Genomic DNA, 14,317 nt, shown 5'->3' with positions numbered 1-14,317 from the left:
AGGTTTTTCGTGCGGATCGTCGATGTTCGATGCGTTGAGTACCTGGGTGCGCTGCCCGGCGGCGAGCCGTTCTGGCGCGACCGCCTCCGCCGCCCCGTCGACGTGTATCCGGAATTCGCCGCTCGCGGCCCGCAGCAGCTGCCCGAACTCCCCGGCGGCGAGCTGGAGGTCCGGCAGATCTTCCTGCACATCGACACGGACGAGGGGATCACCGGCACCACCGCGGTGCTGTCGGCCGAGCAGGCACACGCGGTGTCGGCCACGCTGCGGTCCGTGTTGCTGGGTGCCGACCCGCTCGCCGGCGAACGCGTCTGGGACCTCGCGTACCGATCGGCGATCCACGGCCGCGCCGGCACCGGCATGCTCGCGGTGTCCGCAGTGGACTGCGCGCTGTGGGACATCCGCGGCCAGTACTTCGGAGTACCGGCGCACGTGCTGCTCGGCGGTCCGACGCGGGACATCGCACCGGTCTACGCGTCGACCCTCGGCGATTCGCTCAACCTCGATGACGTCCGGGCGCGCACCCGCGAACTGCGTGCGCAGGGCTTCGGCGGGGTCAAGTGGTTCCCGCGATGGGGCCCGAACGACGGTCACGCCGGTGTCGACAAGGTCGTCCGGCTCGTCGCCGCCGTCCGCGAGGCGGGTGGCGACGACCTCGAGATCATGCTGGACGCGTGGAACTCCTGGGACATCCCGTTCACCGTCGCGGTGGCTCGCGAAACCGAGCACCTGCGGCTGCGGTGGATCGAGGAACCCCTGCTGCCGGACGACTCCGCGGGCTTGAAGTCGCTGCGCACGCTCGTCGGCGGCCGGACCCAGCTCGCCGGCGGCGAACACGAGTACACCCGCTGGGGCATCGCCCGGCTGCTGCGTGACGACCTGCTCGACATGTACCAGGCCGACCCGCACTGGGGCGGCGGCATCAGCGAGATGACACGGATCGGCGCACTGGTTTCGGCGGCGGGACGCCAGTTCATCCCGCACGGCCAGTCGGTGCAGTGCAACGCCGCGCTGACCTTCGCGTCCTCGCCGGCTCTGGTGCCGGAGATGGAGTACCTCCTCCGGCTGGCCCCGCTGTACCAGCACTTCCTCGCGGAGCCGATCCGCCCGGAAAACGGGGTGATCCACGCCCCGCGGGCGACCGGCCTCGGCATGCGCCTCAACGATGAAGCGATCCGCGACGCGCGACCGCTGAGCTGACCCAGCCCCTGACCGACCACCGAGCAGCCGGAGAGTCCACTTTGACCAGTCCACGGCCCGTGCTGGCCTGCCTGTCAGCCTACGACGACGCGCTCGTGCGGGAACTGGCCGGAACCGCCGAACCAGAGATCCGCATCGCCTCGGGCGGCGGCGACCGGGACGAGCTGCGCGACCTCGTGTCCGACGCCGATATCGTGATCGCCGACGCGGCCCGCCGGTACCTGCTCGACCGGACGGCCATCTCGGCCATGACGCGCTGCCGGTTCATCCAGCAGCCGGCCGCCGGGTACGACTCCATCGACGTCGAACAGGCCGCGGCCCAGGGGATCCCGGTCGCGAACACGCCCGGCCGCAACGCGCCGGCCGTCGCTGACTGGGTGATCATGGCGACGTTGAACCTGCTGCGGGACGGCGTGGCCGCGCACAATGCCATGCGTGCCGGAATTCCTTACGCGGCCGAACTCCGCACCGAACTCGGAGAGCTCACCGTCGGGCTGGTCGGCATGGGCGCGGTGGCCCGCGCCGTCACCGCCCGCCTGAGCGGCTTCGGGTCGCGGGTCCACTACACCACGCGCCGCGGAGTCGACGTGCCCGGCGCCCACGCCGTCCCGCTGGACCGGCTGCTCGCGGAGTCCGATGTGATCAGCCTGCACCTGCCGCTGACCGCCGCGACCCGGCACTCCTTCGGCGCGGCCGAGTTCGCGCGGATGAAGCCGGGCGCCATCCTGGTGAACTCCGCCCGCGGCGGGTTGATCGACACCGCGGCCCTGGTGGCCGGGCTGCGCGCCGGGCGACCGGCGGCCGCGGCCCTCGACGTGTTCGAGTCCGAGCCGCTCGACCCGCGCTCGCCGCTGCGCGGACTCGACAACGTCTACCTTTCGCCCCACATCGGCGCGAACTCCCAGCAGTCCCGGGTCCGGGTGCGGCAGGCCGTCGCCGAGAACCTGCGGCGCGTGCTCGCCGGGCAGGCGCCGCGCGACGTCGTAAACGAGTCTTACCGTGCCGCCGACCAGTCGAGCGCCACGGCGGCCGTCCAGGACTGATAGCGGCTGCCCAGCGGTTCGCCCGTGAACGGGTGGTAGTACTCGGCGAAGCTGGCGTCGCTGAGCTGGCGCAACGACTCCTCGCGGAGCGTTTCGGACAGCTCGGCGTCGCCGCGCGCCGAGGCCGCGTGCGCGAACAGCCAGTTGATCACGGGCCATTGCGGGCCACGCCAGTACCGGCCGGGTTGGAACGCGTCGTCGTTGGGCGACGTGCTCGGCACCAGCGCGTAGCGCAGCGCCGGGTGGCCGCACCAGTCCGGACCCAGCAGTTTCGCGCGTTGCCCGGCCAGGATGCCGTCGTCTCCGCCGCACAGCATGGGCGCGAAGCCGCCGATCGTCGCGGTGGACAGCCATTCACCGGTGATCCGGTCGCGGTCACGAGCCAGTCCGGTCTCCGGGGACACGGCCTCGATCACCCCGCGGCGAAAACGCGCCGCGATGGTGCGTAGTTGCTCTGCCGCCGAACGGCGACCGATGTCCTCTGCCAATTCAGCGAGCACGTCACTGGCCTGCGCCAGCAGCGCTGAGCTGAAGACGTCGCCGACCCGGAAGTCGATCGTGCGCGCGATGACGTCGTCGTCGTAGCGCGCCTCGGCCATCTGGTCGACGAGCCAGATGTAGCGCCGGTAGTCGGCATCGGTCGGCCGTTCGTTGATGTCTTCGACGTGCAGGATGTCGCGTCGTTCGAACGGTTCCATGTGGCCGGGGACCACGCGCGAGTAGGGCGCGTCCCAGCGAGGGGAGTTGTCCATACCTGACTCCCAGCCGTGGTGAATCTCGAACAGGCCGGTCTCGCCAGGGTCGCGAGCGGTGGCCAGCCAGACGTGCCAGGCCAGCCAGCTGTCCAGGGTGGCGCGCAGGAACTCGTCGAAGGCGCGCCGTTCGGTGGCCCCGTGACGACGAGCCACGTCGCCGATCGCGGCCAGGGCGATGCTATGTACGGGCGGCTGACAAATCCCCGAGGTGGCCACGCCCGCCGGCCGGTTCGGCGAGCGTTCGGTGCGCCACCGCCGCGGGCCGGGGAAATAGTCCCCGGAGTCGCCGAAGACGATGTGCGGGATCATTCCGGTCCGCCACTGCGCGCGCACCAGGAAGGACAGTTCGGCGAGCGCGCGCGGCACCGACAGGTGGGCCAGACCAACCGAGATGAACGCGGCGTCCCAGCTCCATTGATGCGGGTAGAGCTCGGGTGCGGCCACCAATGTCACGCCGTTGTCGTTGCTGCGCAAGACCGCGGCCGCGGCCTCGGCAAGTTCGCCGGCCGGCCGGTCGGGCGTATCAGCCGCTCGAGAGCCGGCAGTAGACGACACGACGGCGTCTGTCTCCACGTACTTGATCCCTCACTCGCTTGATGGCGGGCCGGACCGGCGCGCTGACGGGCGAGACCGCGAACAACGGGCGCTACAGCCTGGATCGGCGGTCCGGACTTATGTATTCTGACTGAACGTAATGAGCGAGCTGCCGGTGGTCAAGGTCATTGGAGCGATCGGGAGGAAGATAAGCGTGTGACTTCCGAGAACTCGAAGACCAGCGCCGTCGCGGCGGGCACCGGGCCCACGTCCGCAGGCCACATGTTCTCGCTGATCCGGAGCCGCCCTGGCTGGACTCGGCAGCAGCTGCTCGCCGCGACCGGCGTCTCACGTACCACCCTGTTCGAGAGGCTGGATCAGCTCTTCAAGGCCGGGCTGGTGTACGAAGCCGGCACCACCAGCTCCGAGGGTGGCCGGCCGGCGCAACTGCTGCGCTTCGACGACCGCGACCGGGTGCTCCTGATCTTCGATCTGGGGCACGTGCACGGCCGGATCGCCGTTGCCGACCTCTCCGGAAACACGCTCCGCATGGTGTCCCTCCGGTTCGACATCTCCAACCCACCCTCGCGGTTGCTGCCGCGGCTCCTGGACCAGGGCGACGCCCTGCTGGCGGCCGACCCCAGTGCGCACCTGGTCGGCGTGGGCATGGGCATTCCGGCCCCGGTCGACTCGGAGACCGGCCAGATGAGCGAATGCACGACGATGCCGGGCTGGCAGGACTACGGGTTGAAGGAACGCATTCAGCAACGGTGGGGCGTGCCGGTGCTGCTGGAGAACGACGCGCGGGCGTTCAGCCTGGGGGAGGCGGCGGCCACCGGGGAAGCCGGCATCCTGCTGGGCGTCAAGTACTCCAGCGGCATCGGGGCCGGCGTCGTCGTGGGCGGGGAAGTGATCGGCGGCGCCAACGGCGCGGCCGGCGACATCGGCCACATCCGGCTCACCGACGACGGCCCGCCATGTACCTGCGGCCGCCGGGGGTGCCTCGCCGCGTGGGCCTCGGGCCGGGCCATCGTCGAGCAACTGCGCGGGCACGGCATGCACGACCTGGAAGATGTCGTGCAGCGTGCCCGTGAAGGCGACCCCGTGGTCGTCGGCGCACTGCGTAAGGGTGCCCGAAGACTCGGCCGGGTACTCGCCTCGATGGTGGCCATCGTCAACCCGGAGACGCTGGTGCTCGGCGGCTCACTGGGTCGGCTGGACGTCGTTGCGGCGGAGATCGAGCGACAGGTGCGCGGCGACACCGTCGAGCGCGCCATGTTGAAGCTGCGGGTCGTGCCCGCCCGGATCGGCGACGAGGGCGGAACCGTCGGGCTCAGCAGGAAACTGGTCCGCAACGTCTATTCGGCAACCGCGATCGACACCCTGCTCGCCGACTCCGCCAAAACGGAGCCCGCGGATGCTACCGAGGCCACCGAGGACAGCGTCCCAGTTGCCCAGCCCAGCCGCGCGCCCCGAAAATCGACCCGGCGACGATAAGAATGTCTCCGATGGCTCCCGCGAATACGGCAATCTCTATCCTGTAACGCCAGTTGTCAGCCACTGATTGCTGGCGCACGAAAGCGTTCGGGTGCGCCGAAAGGGGTCTTGATGGAGTCATGGCTGGTGGTGGAAGGTGTCGATGCGGTCGCCGGACTGGCGTCGCTCACCGACTGGCTGCGTCGTGAGGGAGAGCTGCGCGGCCGGGTCCGATTGATTCGTCACCCGCCGGAACAGGGCCAGATGGGTTCCCTGGTCGACGTTCTGGCGGTAGCGGTCGGCGGTGGCGGCGCGCTCACCGCGCTGGCCGGTTCACTGTCTGTGTGGCTGCGCCAGCCGCGCCGAGCCACGGTCCGGATCGCGGTGGCCACGCCCGATGGCACCAGGGTGGAGATCACCGGCGAGAATCTGCGCACCGCCGGCGAGATCGAGGGCCTGTTGCGTGGCTGCGTGCACCACCCTGGTGACCGGTAGCCATGCCACTGCCCGACCGGCCCCGATCCCGGGCCATTCTGATCGGCACCGGCAGTTATCAGGACGCGCGCCTGCCCGACCTCCCTTCGGTCGCCAACAATCTCACCGATCTGAAGGCCGTACTCACGGACCCGGACACCGGCGTGTTCGACGCAGAGCACTGCACTCTGGTCGAAGACCCGACCGATGACCGCCGAGTGGCGATGTTGCTGGCCGACATCGCCACCGCCGCCGATGATGTGCTGCTGGTCTACTACGCCGGGCATGGCGTGATCGGCGCGCGGCAGCACGAGTTGTATCTGGGGTTGACCACCACTGATCTGGACCGGCCGCAATATTCCGCATTGCCCTTCGCCTGGGTGCGCGACGAACTGTTGGACAGCCGGGCAAGCACCAAAGTGCTGATCCTGGACTGCTGTTTTTCCGGCCGCGCCATTGACGATTTCATGGCCGACCACGAATCGCTGGTGTTGGGTCAGGTCGACGTGAGCGGGACCTACACCCTGACCTCAACCTCGGCCAATACGCCCGCGCTCGCCCCGCCAGGGGCGCGTTACACCGCGTTCTCTGGAGAGTTGCTCGCCCTGCTGCGTGACGGGATAACCGCCGGCCCGGCCGAGTTGGACCTTCACCTGCTCTATCAACAACTGCGGCATCGGATGGCGGCGAAGGGTTGGCCAATACCCAAGCAGCGCGGGACCGACAACGTGCACGATTTGGCCTTGGGGCGCAACCCCGCTCACCTACCCGACCAGCCCGCCGACCCGCGGATCACCGTCAAGCAGATGGCCGGCGCGCACCCAGACCCAGCTGCCGGTTTGCTGCAAGCGCTACTGACCGATCAGGTAAACGAGACCGTACTTCACCAACTCTTGGGCAACAGGGTACTCGTGCTGAACACGGAGATCGACGACAATGTGGCTAATCGAATTTGCGCGCACCTGCTGATCCTTGCGGACGAAGATCCAGCAGCTGACATCAGTCTTTACATCAATTCAACTGGTGGCTCCGTCTCGGCTGGCGTAGCCATCTACGACACAATTAGATTGATCGAGCCGGACGTGTCCACTTGGGCGATCGGGTTGGCCTCCGGCACGGCGCAATTGCTGCTCTCAAGTGGCATGCCGGGCAAACGGTACGCACTTCCCCATGCCAGAATCCTGTTGAAGGCGGCCTGGGCACCGGGCTTGCGCTCGAAAGAGCACGAGTCCCTGTTTGTCAAATGGAACAAGGAGATCGTGCGGATTATCGCGGAAGACACCGGCCAGTCAGTCAAGCAGGTTGAGGCGGACGCCCGCCAGGCGCGTTGGTTCTCCGCGCGGGAGGCGCTCGACTACGGCTTGATCGACCAGGTCGTCACACGGTTGAACATCGCTGGTTAGCCGGCGCTGCGGCGATGTGGGCGATCTTTTCCGCAACAACCCGGTCTTCCAGCGGGGCACTCTCGGGCGGTGTGGTGACAGCTCAGTGACCGTGAACGGGCTCGCAGGCTGTCTTCGTTCAGCCGGGTTCGCGTCTGCTTCGGCGCAGCACGGGCACGGCACAGGCCATCATGACCGCGGCCGCGACCACGAACGTCCATTGCGCGCCGAGCAGTCCTACCGCTGCGCCGCCGACGACGGAGCCGAGCGCGTTGGCCAGGAACGACCCGCTCAGCACGACGCCCATGACCACTCCGAGCGACTCCTGCGGTGTGCTGCGTTGCAGGAGAGAATTGCCGCACACCGACTCCATGCCGTTGCCGATTCCCGCGACGACCGCGGCGGCCACCAGCACCGCCACCACCGGGCTCACTCCCATGGCGAGGTGGCCGGCTGCCTGCACGACGACTCCAAGGGAGAACACCGCCATGGACCGGCCGTTCAACATCTTCGACCGCAGCGCGGCGAGTGAGACCACCAGCGCGCCGAGCGCGATTCCGCCCAGCGCGAGTCCGTACCCGAGGCCGGACGACCGCAGGTCCTCCTCGACCAAGACGATCATCGCGGGCCGGTCGATCGACGCGGCGAACGCGATGCCCACCATGCCGATGGTCACCGTCGTGACCCAGCGGTCGGCGCGCAGCACCGACAGCCCCGCGACAGCATCGGCGAGGAACCCTGCGGACGGCGTGGTCCTCGGCACGGGCGTTGCGGTGGGCAGGCGGGTCAGCAGCAACGCGGAGATCACGAAGCTCCCCGCGTTCGCCACGAGCGCCCACCGGTAGTCCCATGCGGCCGCAGCCAGCCCACCCAACGCGGACCCGCCGACGAAGCCCACCGCCACCGCGGCCAGCAGCAGCCCGTTGGCCGCCGTCCGGTGTTCGTCGGGCACCACCCGGCCGATCATCGTGCGCGACGCGGGCAGCGCGACCGTCGCGGCGCACTCCGCGACGAACACCAGCACCAGCAACGCCAGGTACCCGGGATCGACGACGGCGATGCCCAGGAACACGATGCCGCACACGAGGTCACAGGCGATCATGAGTCGGCGCAGCTCGGTCCGGTCGCCGACGGCACCGGCGAGCAGCCCGAGGATGCGCGGGAGCACCCGGGCGACGAACAGCGCGCCCACGGCGAACCCGGAGTCGGTGATCGCATACACGTGCACGGTGAGCGCGGTGATCGCCGCCATGTCGCCGGCCTGCGAGATGAACCGCGACAGGGCGAAGGCGGGATAGCGGGTGCGCCGCCACCACACGGATGAGCGCTCATCGCGCCGACTCGCGGCGCGGTCTGCCGGCGTCACGGGGTCCTCGTATTGCGGCTCTGCCATGTCCACTCCTGTTCCGCCCAGTACCCAGACATAGCGGTCCCGGCCGAGCGACACCATGGCAACGCGCCCCACCTCGCTCAGCTCTGCGAGAACACCCTGACCGCACCACCCTCACCGAGGTAACCGGCCACGCTCACGGTGCCGGCTTGGTTCGCCGCGAGGTACTTGGCGTGGAGCTGACCGCAGCCGGCCGCGATGCCGGTACCGGACTGCCGCCGCCTCGTCGCGCGCACGCCGCGCGTGGTGAGTCCGCACACGAACTCGTCGACTCGGGCGGAGGACGGGGCCCGGTAGTCCGGCGCTGCCCCGGCCGCGTCGTTGTAGCGGATGACGCTGACCTGGAACAGGTCCGGTCGAGATCGAGCATGGACCAGTTCGGCGAGAGCAGCGAGATGGTCGTCGCTGTCGTTGACGCTTTCGATGAGCAGATAGGCGAGGTAGACCTTTCGACGGTTCGTGGCGGCGTGCCGGTCGAGGATGTCGAGGCTCTGCGCGAGCGGGAAGCGTTCCTCGAGCGGGATGATGCGGGCACGCTCGGGCGTGAACGGCGAGTGCACGGACAGGGTGATCGTCACCTGCGGGTGCTCGTCGACCAGCCGGGCCAGGTTCGGCGCGAACCCCACGGTGGACACGGTCACCCGCCGTGCGGACATCCCCGCGTAGCGCGCATCGGTCAGCAGGGTCAGCGCGTCGAACACGTGAGGATTGGCGAGCGCCTCTCCCATCCCCATGAACGCGACACTCGCGGGTCGGGGCCACCCTTCGCGGGTCCAATGTGGATGCATCACCTGGGCGACGATCTCGTCGGCGGTGAGGTTGCGGACCAGGCCCATCGCGCCGGTGGCGCAGAAGGTGCAGCCCAGTCCGCACCCGGCCTGCGACGAGATGCACATGGAGTCCCAACCGGCTCGATAGTGCGACACGACGGTCTCGATGCGGGCGCCGCTTTCGGAAGCGAACAGCACCTTCTCGACCTGTTCGTCTCGGTGGACTTCCAGCGGGGTCAAGGGATGCAGCCGCGGGCCGAATCGCTCCGCGAGGTCGGCCCGCAGGCCGGCGGGCAGCGCATGAACGTCGGCGAAGGTCTCGACCGTCGAGTTCTGCCACGCGGCGATGAGCTGACGGAACCGGAACGCGGGCGTACCGGCCTGTGCGAGATGGTCGCGAATGCGCATCCAGCGGCTCCTCGTGGTCAGGACAGTGCTCACGTGTCACCACCGGTCGAAGGCAAGACTTCGCGCCCCCGGTAGAAGCCGCAGTACGGGCATGCGCAGTGCGCCGGGATGAGCTTGCCGCAGGCGGAATTCGTGCAGGTGGTGAGCGTTGGAGCGGTCGCTTTCCAGCGGGCGCGACGGTGGCGAGCGCGGGAACGCGACGTGCGGTGCTGCATGGCCATGGCCCTTCGTGAGTGGTTGTGAATGCCAGCGGAGCTGGCGGGACAACCGACCACGGGCCGTGAGTCACTGCGGCGAGAGATTCGACCGGAGTAACCGGGGTGCCGTCTGCGTGCGATGCCGGGCGACGGATGGGCACGAGGAGGATCGAAGTTCGCGGGCACGAACTCAAGACCGAGGTCGGTGCGGTGCGAACGTGCCGGCGAAGTTCAAGCAGAGGTGTCGACGCCTTGGACGGGCGCGCTCACGCTGCTGCGCAAGGAGAACGGTCGTACACCAGCGTGGGCATCGGCCACGCGGATGAAAGCCACCGGCAGTTCGGTGGCTAGATTCTGTCGACCTCGATCACGCCACCCACCCTATCAGCCGTAATTTCTCCAGCCGAGCGCAGGCGGTGGGCGGCCCCCAGGCCATTGGGGGTCACAAGCTGTCTCTTCGATGTCCATAATGGACACCGAAGAGATGGCAAGTCGGATTCAGCCGAAATCGCGGCAGCGGAGGGCGAGTAGTCCGCCGCCGAGCAGGAGAGCCGACAGCGTGAGCATCACGATGGCGGGCATGGCGTCGAATGGTGCTCCGGCAACGGTGTTCGGGATGTAGTGGAACGGTTCGACGGGGGTTCCGCCCCAGAGTCCGTACAACGGGCCGGCGATCCGCCCGAGCACGACGGTCGCGATCCAGGCGATCCAGGAGATCGCGATCGCGGCCCTGGGGATCAGGCCGTAGGCGAACAAACAGATCGCGCCGGTCAGCCAGGCCGCGGGGAGAGTTCCCATCGTTGCGGCGAGAAGGCGGAGTATGTCCGACGGCTGGCCCGCGACCTGCGAGAACACCGTGCCGCAGACCAGACCGGCGATGGCCAGCAGTGCCGCGGTGCCGAGGCCGGCCACCACCAGGTGCCCGGCTGCCCAGCGCAGCCGGGTCACCGGCGTGGCCTGGAGGGCTTCGGTGCGGCCGCTGGTCTCGTCCGCGCGTAGCCGCTGGATCATCAGGACCGGGTAGAGCGCGATGACGTAGGCGAAGATCATGGTGAATGCCCAGAGGCCGTTGTCGAGATATGTTGCTCCCGGCTTGCCACCGAAGCCTTCCACCAGTTGCTTGGCGAACGAGGGAGGCGTGTCGGTCCCCGCTATCAGATTGGTGAGAGACCCGGCGGCCGCGGCGAAGACGCCGATCGCGACGGCCCATTTGATCAACAGGCCGCGGTTGAGGCGCCAGGACAGGCTGATCGGGCCGTGGAGTCCGGGAGCCCTCTCGTGCCCTTGACGCTCGGGAAGCAGCCCTTCACCCAGGTCACGGTTGCCGACCAGCCAGTAGGCAAGGGCCGACAGGCACGCTGCCACCGCGAGCGACACCGCGAGCATCTCCCAGTGGTTACCCGAGTACGGCACGACCAGGTGGCTCCAGCCGATCGGCGAGAGGTACTTCATCCAGTACTGTTCGCTCGCGTCGCCCGCGTAGCGGAGGATGTAGGCGCCACCGAGGACGGCCAGACTGATGGCCCTGGCCGTGCGGGCGGTGCGCGCGAGCTGGGCGGCCACCGCGGCGACGGCGGCGAACACCCAGCCGGCCGCGGTCATGGCAGCGCCGTAGGTGATCGATCCGACCGGGTCCAGCCCGGTCGCGATCAACACGAGTGCGGGCAGTACCCCGCCCGCCAGGCTGGCTCCGCCCGCGACCAGCAGGGCCGTGCTCAGTGCGGCGGAGCGGCCAATCTGACCAGCGCGGAGCAGTTCGGTGCGGCCGGTGTCCTCGTCGGCGCGGGTATGGCGGACGACGATCATCACGGCGGCCAGCCCGCTGAGCACGTAGAGGAATCCGCCGCTGCGCCAGGCCGCCATGAAGCCGACGTCGGGCACGACGTACGAGCCGCCGAGCGAGCGGAGGAAAGTGTTGCCGTTGATCAGCTTGAAGTAGGTCTGCATCGCCTCGGGCGTGGGCATGTTCCGCTTGATGTAGGCGAGCATGACCAGCGCCATGGTGCAGAGCAGGAGAATCCACCACGGCGCAAGGGTTTTCTCGCGGCGCAGCGCCAGTTTGACCAGACGGCCGGTGCCGGCGGTCGCGTTCATCGGCCGACCTCCACCCGGTGTGCGCCGGAACGGTCGTAGTGCCGCAGGAACAGTTCTTCGAGCGTCGGCGGTTGGCTGACGATACTGCGAACGCCGAGCATGTCGAGGTGACGCAGGACTGGGCCGAGCGCGCCGGTCTCGACGTCGAAGCGAACGAGGCCGCCCTCGACCCGCAGGTCGTGCACTCCCGGCAGATCCGCGAGCCCGTCCGCGGACCCGGAGATCTCGGCCTGGATGGAGGTATGGGTCAGATGCCGAAGCTCGGCGAGGCTACCGGTGTCGACCGTCCGGCCGTCGCGGACGATGGTGACGCGGTCGCACAGCGCCTCCACCTCGGCCAGGATGTGGCTGGAGAGCAGCACGGTCCGCCCGGCCCGGCGCTCCTCGCGGACGACATCCTGGAATACCTTCTCCATCAACGGATCCAGACCCGTGGTGGGCTCATCGAGAATCAGCAATTCGGTGTCGGAGGCAAACGCGGCGATCAATGCCACCTTCTGCCGGTTACCCTTGGAGTAGGCACGGGTCTTGGTCCGCGGGTTCAGGTCGAAGCGTTCGACCAACTCGTCCCGCCGGGTGGGATCGAGGCCGCCACGTACCTGCACCAGAAGATCGATGACCTCGCCACCGGACAGACTCGGCCAGAGCGTGACATCTCCGGGTACGTAGGCAACCTGTCGGTGCAACGTGGTCGCGTCGGCCCACGGATCGCCGCCGAGCAATCGGACGGAACCCGCGTCCGCGCGCAGCAGGCCCAACAGAATGCGGATCGTGGTGCTCTTCCCGGCACCGTTCGGTCCGAGGAAGCCGTGCACCTCACCGGTGTGCACCGTGAGGTCAAGCCCGTCCAACGCGGTGGTGCGGCCGAACGTCTTGACCAGACCGCTTACCGAAACAGGATCGGTCATCATGAGCCTTTCTTGAGTTTGCTGAGGTTCAGTCCTTGCCGAGACGTGATCGGAGCTCGGCGGCCTCCTGCGGACTGAGGTAGGGATGGGAGTAGAGGTCGAGCAGGATCGGGGCCAGCACCTCCGCTCCCTGTGGGCTGAGCACGTCGACACCGAGCCCGCGTGACACGTGCTGGTGGAGAACCGCGATGGACAACGTCATTGCCGCACTTACCACGGCCCTTTTCTCGATCGGAACATCGGGGCGGTCGGAGCGTTTCTCGTCGACCTCGGCCAGCCATTGCTGACCCAGCTCGACCAGCTTGTCGAACAGCGGTGCCGCCCGCCCCTCGCCCAGGGCACGTGCGATGTACTTCTGATACGGGCCGAACGCCGCCCCCGTGACCGCGACGTAGTTCACCCCTTCGCCCGCACCGTCGGTCCTGACCTGGTCGTTGATCCGCTCCAGGGCCTTGACCAGATAGGCGTCACACGCATCGCGGAGCGCTTCCTTGGAGCCGAAGTGGTGGCGCAGCAGGCCTGACGACACCCCCGCCGTTTCGGCGATCCCGCGGATCGTCGCCCGGTCGAAGCCGTGCTCGCCGAAGTGCCGCAACGCCGCGTCCCGGATCCGGGCGCGGGCGGTGAGGTCCTCCGAATCAGGTTCGGTCATCGTTCCCCTCCTACACGCGTGCGTACTTTACTGTACGCACGGATAAGATACTACACATTCGTGTAGTCATGCCGCAGAGTCCACGTCCAGACGGCTTTCGAGTAGCGCCGCTCGACACCGGCCTGACGCGCCACTCGATAGGTTGATCTTCGTCGGCTGGCGAGTAAGTCGTGTTGGAGGCGTGCGGGAGTGGGTGTGCGGGAGCGAGTGCGTGCCGTCGTGGACGCGCCGTTGTTCCAGAAGGTGATCACCGGGGTGATCCTGCTCAACGCGGTCACCCTGGGCTGTGAGACCTCGTCGGTGTTGGTGGCCGAGTACGGTCCGCTGCTGCACGTGGTGGACCGGGCCGTGCTGGTGATCTTCGTGGTGGAGCTGGTGGCGCGGATCTACGCGCACGGCTGGAGTTTCTTGCGTGACCCGTGGAACTGGTTCGACACGGTGATCGTGGTCGTGGCGTTGTTGCCGACCACAGGTGCGTTCTCGGTGTTGCGGGCATTGCGGATCCTGCGTGCGCTGCGGTTGATCTCGATGGTGCCGAGCATGCGGCGGGTGGTGGCGGCGTTGTTGGGGGCGTTGCCGGGGATGGTGTCGATCGCGGCGTTGCTGGTCCTGGTGCTGTACGTGTCGGCGGTGATGGCCACCAAGTTGTTCAGCGGGGTCTCACCGGAGTACTTCGGGAACCTCGGTGACTCGCTGTTCACGCTGTTCCAGGTGATGACCGGGGAGGCGTGGTCGGAGGTGGCCCGGACGGTGATGGCCGAGCAACCGGTGGCGTGGATCTTCTTCGTCGCCTACATCGTGGTGGCCACGTTCACCGTGCTCAACCTGTTCATCGCCGTCGCGGTCAACGCGATGGAAGCCCAGACCTCCCGCAACGACACCGAGCCGGCCAAATCGGCGGAGGATCAGGCCGCGACGCTGGAGCTGGTGCTGGCCGAACTCCGGGAACTGCGGGCGCTGCACGACGCCGCGCTCCAGCGCGAGGCCGAGCGCGAGCGGCGCGAGAGCCCGGCGTCCACCCCATGATGGGCTCC

The 14,317-nt window shown here is 68.3% G+C and carries 13 protein-coding genes and 1 pseudogene; 7 read left to right on the top strand and 7 right to left on the bottom strand.

Translation table 11 applies throughout. From position 1 onward, the window contains the following. Positions 1–9 precede the first annotated feature (9 nt). Together A3CU_RS45890 and A3CU_RS45885 are read left to right on the top strand one after the other, a co-directional pair. Complete coding sequence (locus tag A3CU_RS45890; RefSeq protein WP_052371936.1) at positions 10–1,200, top strand: enolase C-terminal domain-like protein; 1,191 nt, start codon at positions 10–12, stop codon at positions 1,198–1,200. Positions 1,201–1,241: 41 nt separating this feature from the next. After that, positions 1,242–2,243 (top strand): 2-hydroxyacid dehydrogenase, encoded by a 1,002-nt coding sequence (locus tag A3CU_RS45885; RefSeq protein ID WP_063628865.1) that lies wholly within the window; start codon positions 1,242–1,244, stop codon positions 2,241–2,243. Here A3CU_RS45885 and ggh read toward each other — a convergent pair. Further along, positions 2,195–3,571 (bottom strand): glucosylglycerate hydrolase, encoded by a 1,377-nt coding sequence (gene ggh, locus A3CU_RS45880; protein WP_245617241.1) that lies wholly within the window; start codon positions 3,569–3,571, stop codon positions 2,195–2,197. The genes A3CU_RS45885 and ggh overlap by 49 nt on opposite strands. Before the next feature lie 177 nt (positions 3,572–3,748). Between ggh and A3CU_RS45875 the strand changes: the two genes are divergently transcribed. The 4 genes and pseudogenes from A3CU_RS45875 to A3CU_RS55715 all read left to right on the top strand — a co-directional run bounded on the left by A3CU_RS45875 (position 3,749) and on the right by A3CU_RS55715 (position 6,885). Continuing rightward, positions 3,749–5,029 (top strand): ROK family transcriptional regulator, encoded by a 1,281-nt coding sequence (locus A3CU_RS45875; RefSeq protein WP_052371934.1) that lies wholly within the window; start codon positions 3,749–3,751, stop codon positions 5,027–5,029. A gap of 111 nt (positions 5,030–5,140) precedes the next feature. Beyond that, positions 5,141–5,503, top strand: coding sequence for an effector-associated constant component EACC1 (locus A3CU_RS0121190; protein WP_052371933.1), 363 nt, complete (start codon positions 5,141–5,143; stop codon positions 5,501–5,503). 2 nt (positions 5,504–5,505) lie between these two features. After that, positions 5,506–6,162 (top strand): annotated as a pseudogene (locus tag A3CU_RS55720) (caspase family protein); the annotation flags it as partial. Between the two features lie 126 nt (positions 6,163–6,288). Then, positions 6,289–6,885 carry a ClpP family protease gene (locus A3CU_RS55715; protein ID WP_052371949.1) on the top strand — a complete coding sequence of 199 codons (597 nt, stop codon included), beginning with the start codon at positions 6,289–6,291 and terminating at the stop codon, positions 6,883–6,885. A gap of 118 nt (positions 6,886–7,003) precedes the next feature. Here the strand turns inward: A3CU_RS55715 and A3CU_RS0121175 are convergent, their stop codons facing one another. The 6 genes from A3CU_RS0121175 to A3CU_RS0121155 form a co-directional block, all read right to left on the bottom strand. Beyond that, positions 7,004–8,257 (bottom strand): MFS transporter, encoded by a 1,254-nt coding sequence (locus A3CU_RS0121175; RefSeq protein WP_169739665.1) that lies wholly within the window; start codon positions 8,255–8,257, stop codon positions 7,004–7,006. Positions 8,258–8,334: 77 nt separating this feature from the next. Further along, on the bottom strand, positions 8,335–9,432 hold the full coding sequence (locus tag A3CU_RS45865) for a radical SAM protein (protein ID WP_084143500.1): 1,098 nt from the start codon (positions 9,430–9,432) through the stop codon (positions 8,335–8,337). Between the two features lie 29 nt (positions 9,433–9,461). After that, the gene (gene rpmF, locus A3CU_RS51250) at positions 9,462–9,647 is read right to left on the bottom strand and encodes a 50S ribosomal protein L32 (protein ID WP_156960463.1); all 186 of its coding nucleotides are present in this window, start codon (positions 9,645–9,647) and stop codon (positions 9,462–9,464) included. A 480-nt stretch (positions 9,648–10,127) separates the two neighbouring features. Continuing rightward, positions 10,128–11,723 (bottom strand): ABC transporter permease, encoded by a 1,596-nt coding sequence (locus A3CU_RS0121165; protein WP_027944000.1) that lies wholly within the window; start codon positions 11,721–11,723, stop codon positions 10,128–10,130. Continuing rightward, positions 11,720–12,631: an ABC transporter ATP-binding protein gene (locus A3CU_RS0121160; protein ID WP_027943999.1), complete on the bottom strand. Its 912-nt coding sequence runs from the start codon at positions 12,629–12,631 to the stop codon at positions 11,720–11,722. Before A3CU_RS0121160 ends, A3CU_RS0121165 begins: the two co-directional genes overlap by 4 nt. Before the next feature lie 28 nt (positions 12,632–12,659). Next, a complete protein-coding gene (locus A3CU_RS0121155; protein WP_027943998.1) occupies positions 12,660–13,283 on the bottom strand; it encodes a TetR/AcrR family transcriptional regulator in 624 nt (207 codons plus the stop codon). A 195-nt stretch (positions 13,284–13,478) separates the two neighbouring features. Between A3CU_RS0121155 and A3CU_RS45860 the strand changes: the two genes are divergently transcribed. Then, positions 13,479–14,309 carry an ion transporter gene (locus A3CU_RS45860; protein WP_052371948.1) on the top strand — a complete coding sequence of 277 codons (831 nt, stop codon included), beginning with the start codon at positions 13,479–13,481 and terminating at the stop codon, positions 14,307–14,309. The last annotated feature ends 8 nt before the right edge of the window (positions 14,310–14,317 follow it).

This window comes from Amycolatopsis taiwanensis DSM 45107 (assembly GCF_000519205.1).
In the GTDB taxonomy this organism is placed as follows: Bacteria; Actinomycetota; Actinomycetes; order Mycobacteriales; family Pseudonocardiaceae; genus Amycolatopsis_E; species Amycolatopsis_E taiwanensis.
The sequence above is the reverse complement of the archived record's forward strand: the minus strand, read 5'-3'. Positions and strand labels throughout refer to the sequence as shown.

Excerpts from the sequence above, each read along its gene's own strand:
- A3CU_RS0121190 (WP_052371933.1), top strand. The coding sequence starts at position 5,141 with ATGGAGTCATGGCTGGTGGTGGAAGGTGTCGATGCGGTCGCCGGACTG.
- A3CU_RS55715 (WP_052371949.1), top strand. The coding sequence starts at position 6,289 with ATGGCCGGCGCGCACCCAGACCCAGCTGCCGGTTTGCTGCAAGCGCTA.
- A3CU_RS0121175 (WP_169739665.1), bottom strand. The coding sequence starts at position 8,257 with ATGGCAGAGCCGCAATACGAGGACCCCGTGACGCCGGCAGACCGCGCC.
- A3CU_RS45865 (WP_084143500.1), bottom strand. The coding sequence starts at position 9,432 with ATGCGCATTCGCGACCATCTCGCACAGGCCGGTACGCCCGCGTTCCGG.
- rpmF (WP_156960463.1), bottom strand. The coding sequence starts at position 9,647 with ATGCAGCACCGCACGTCGCGTTCCCGCGCTCGCCACCGTCGCGCCCGC.
- A3CU_RS0121165 (WP_027944000.1), bottom strand. The coding sequence starts at position 11,723 with ATGAACGCGACCGCCGGCACCGGCCGTCTGGTCAAACTGGCGCTGCGC.
- A3CU_RS0121160 (WP_027943999.1), bottom strand. The coding sequence starts at position 12,631 with ATGACCGATCCTGTTTCGGTAAGCGGTCTGGTCAAGACGTTCGGCCGC.
- A3CU_RS0121155 (WP_027943998.1), bottom strand. The coding sequence starts at position 13,283 with ATGACCGAACCTGATTCGGAGGACCTCACCGCCCGCGCCCGGATCCGG.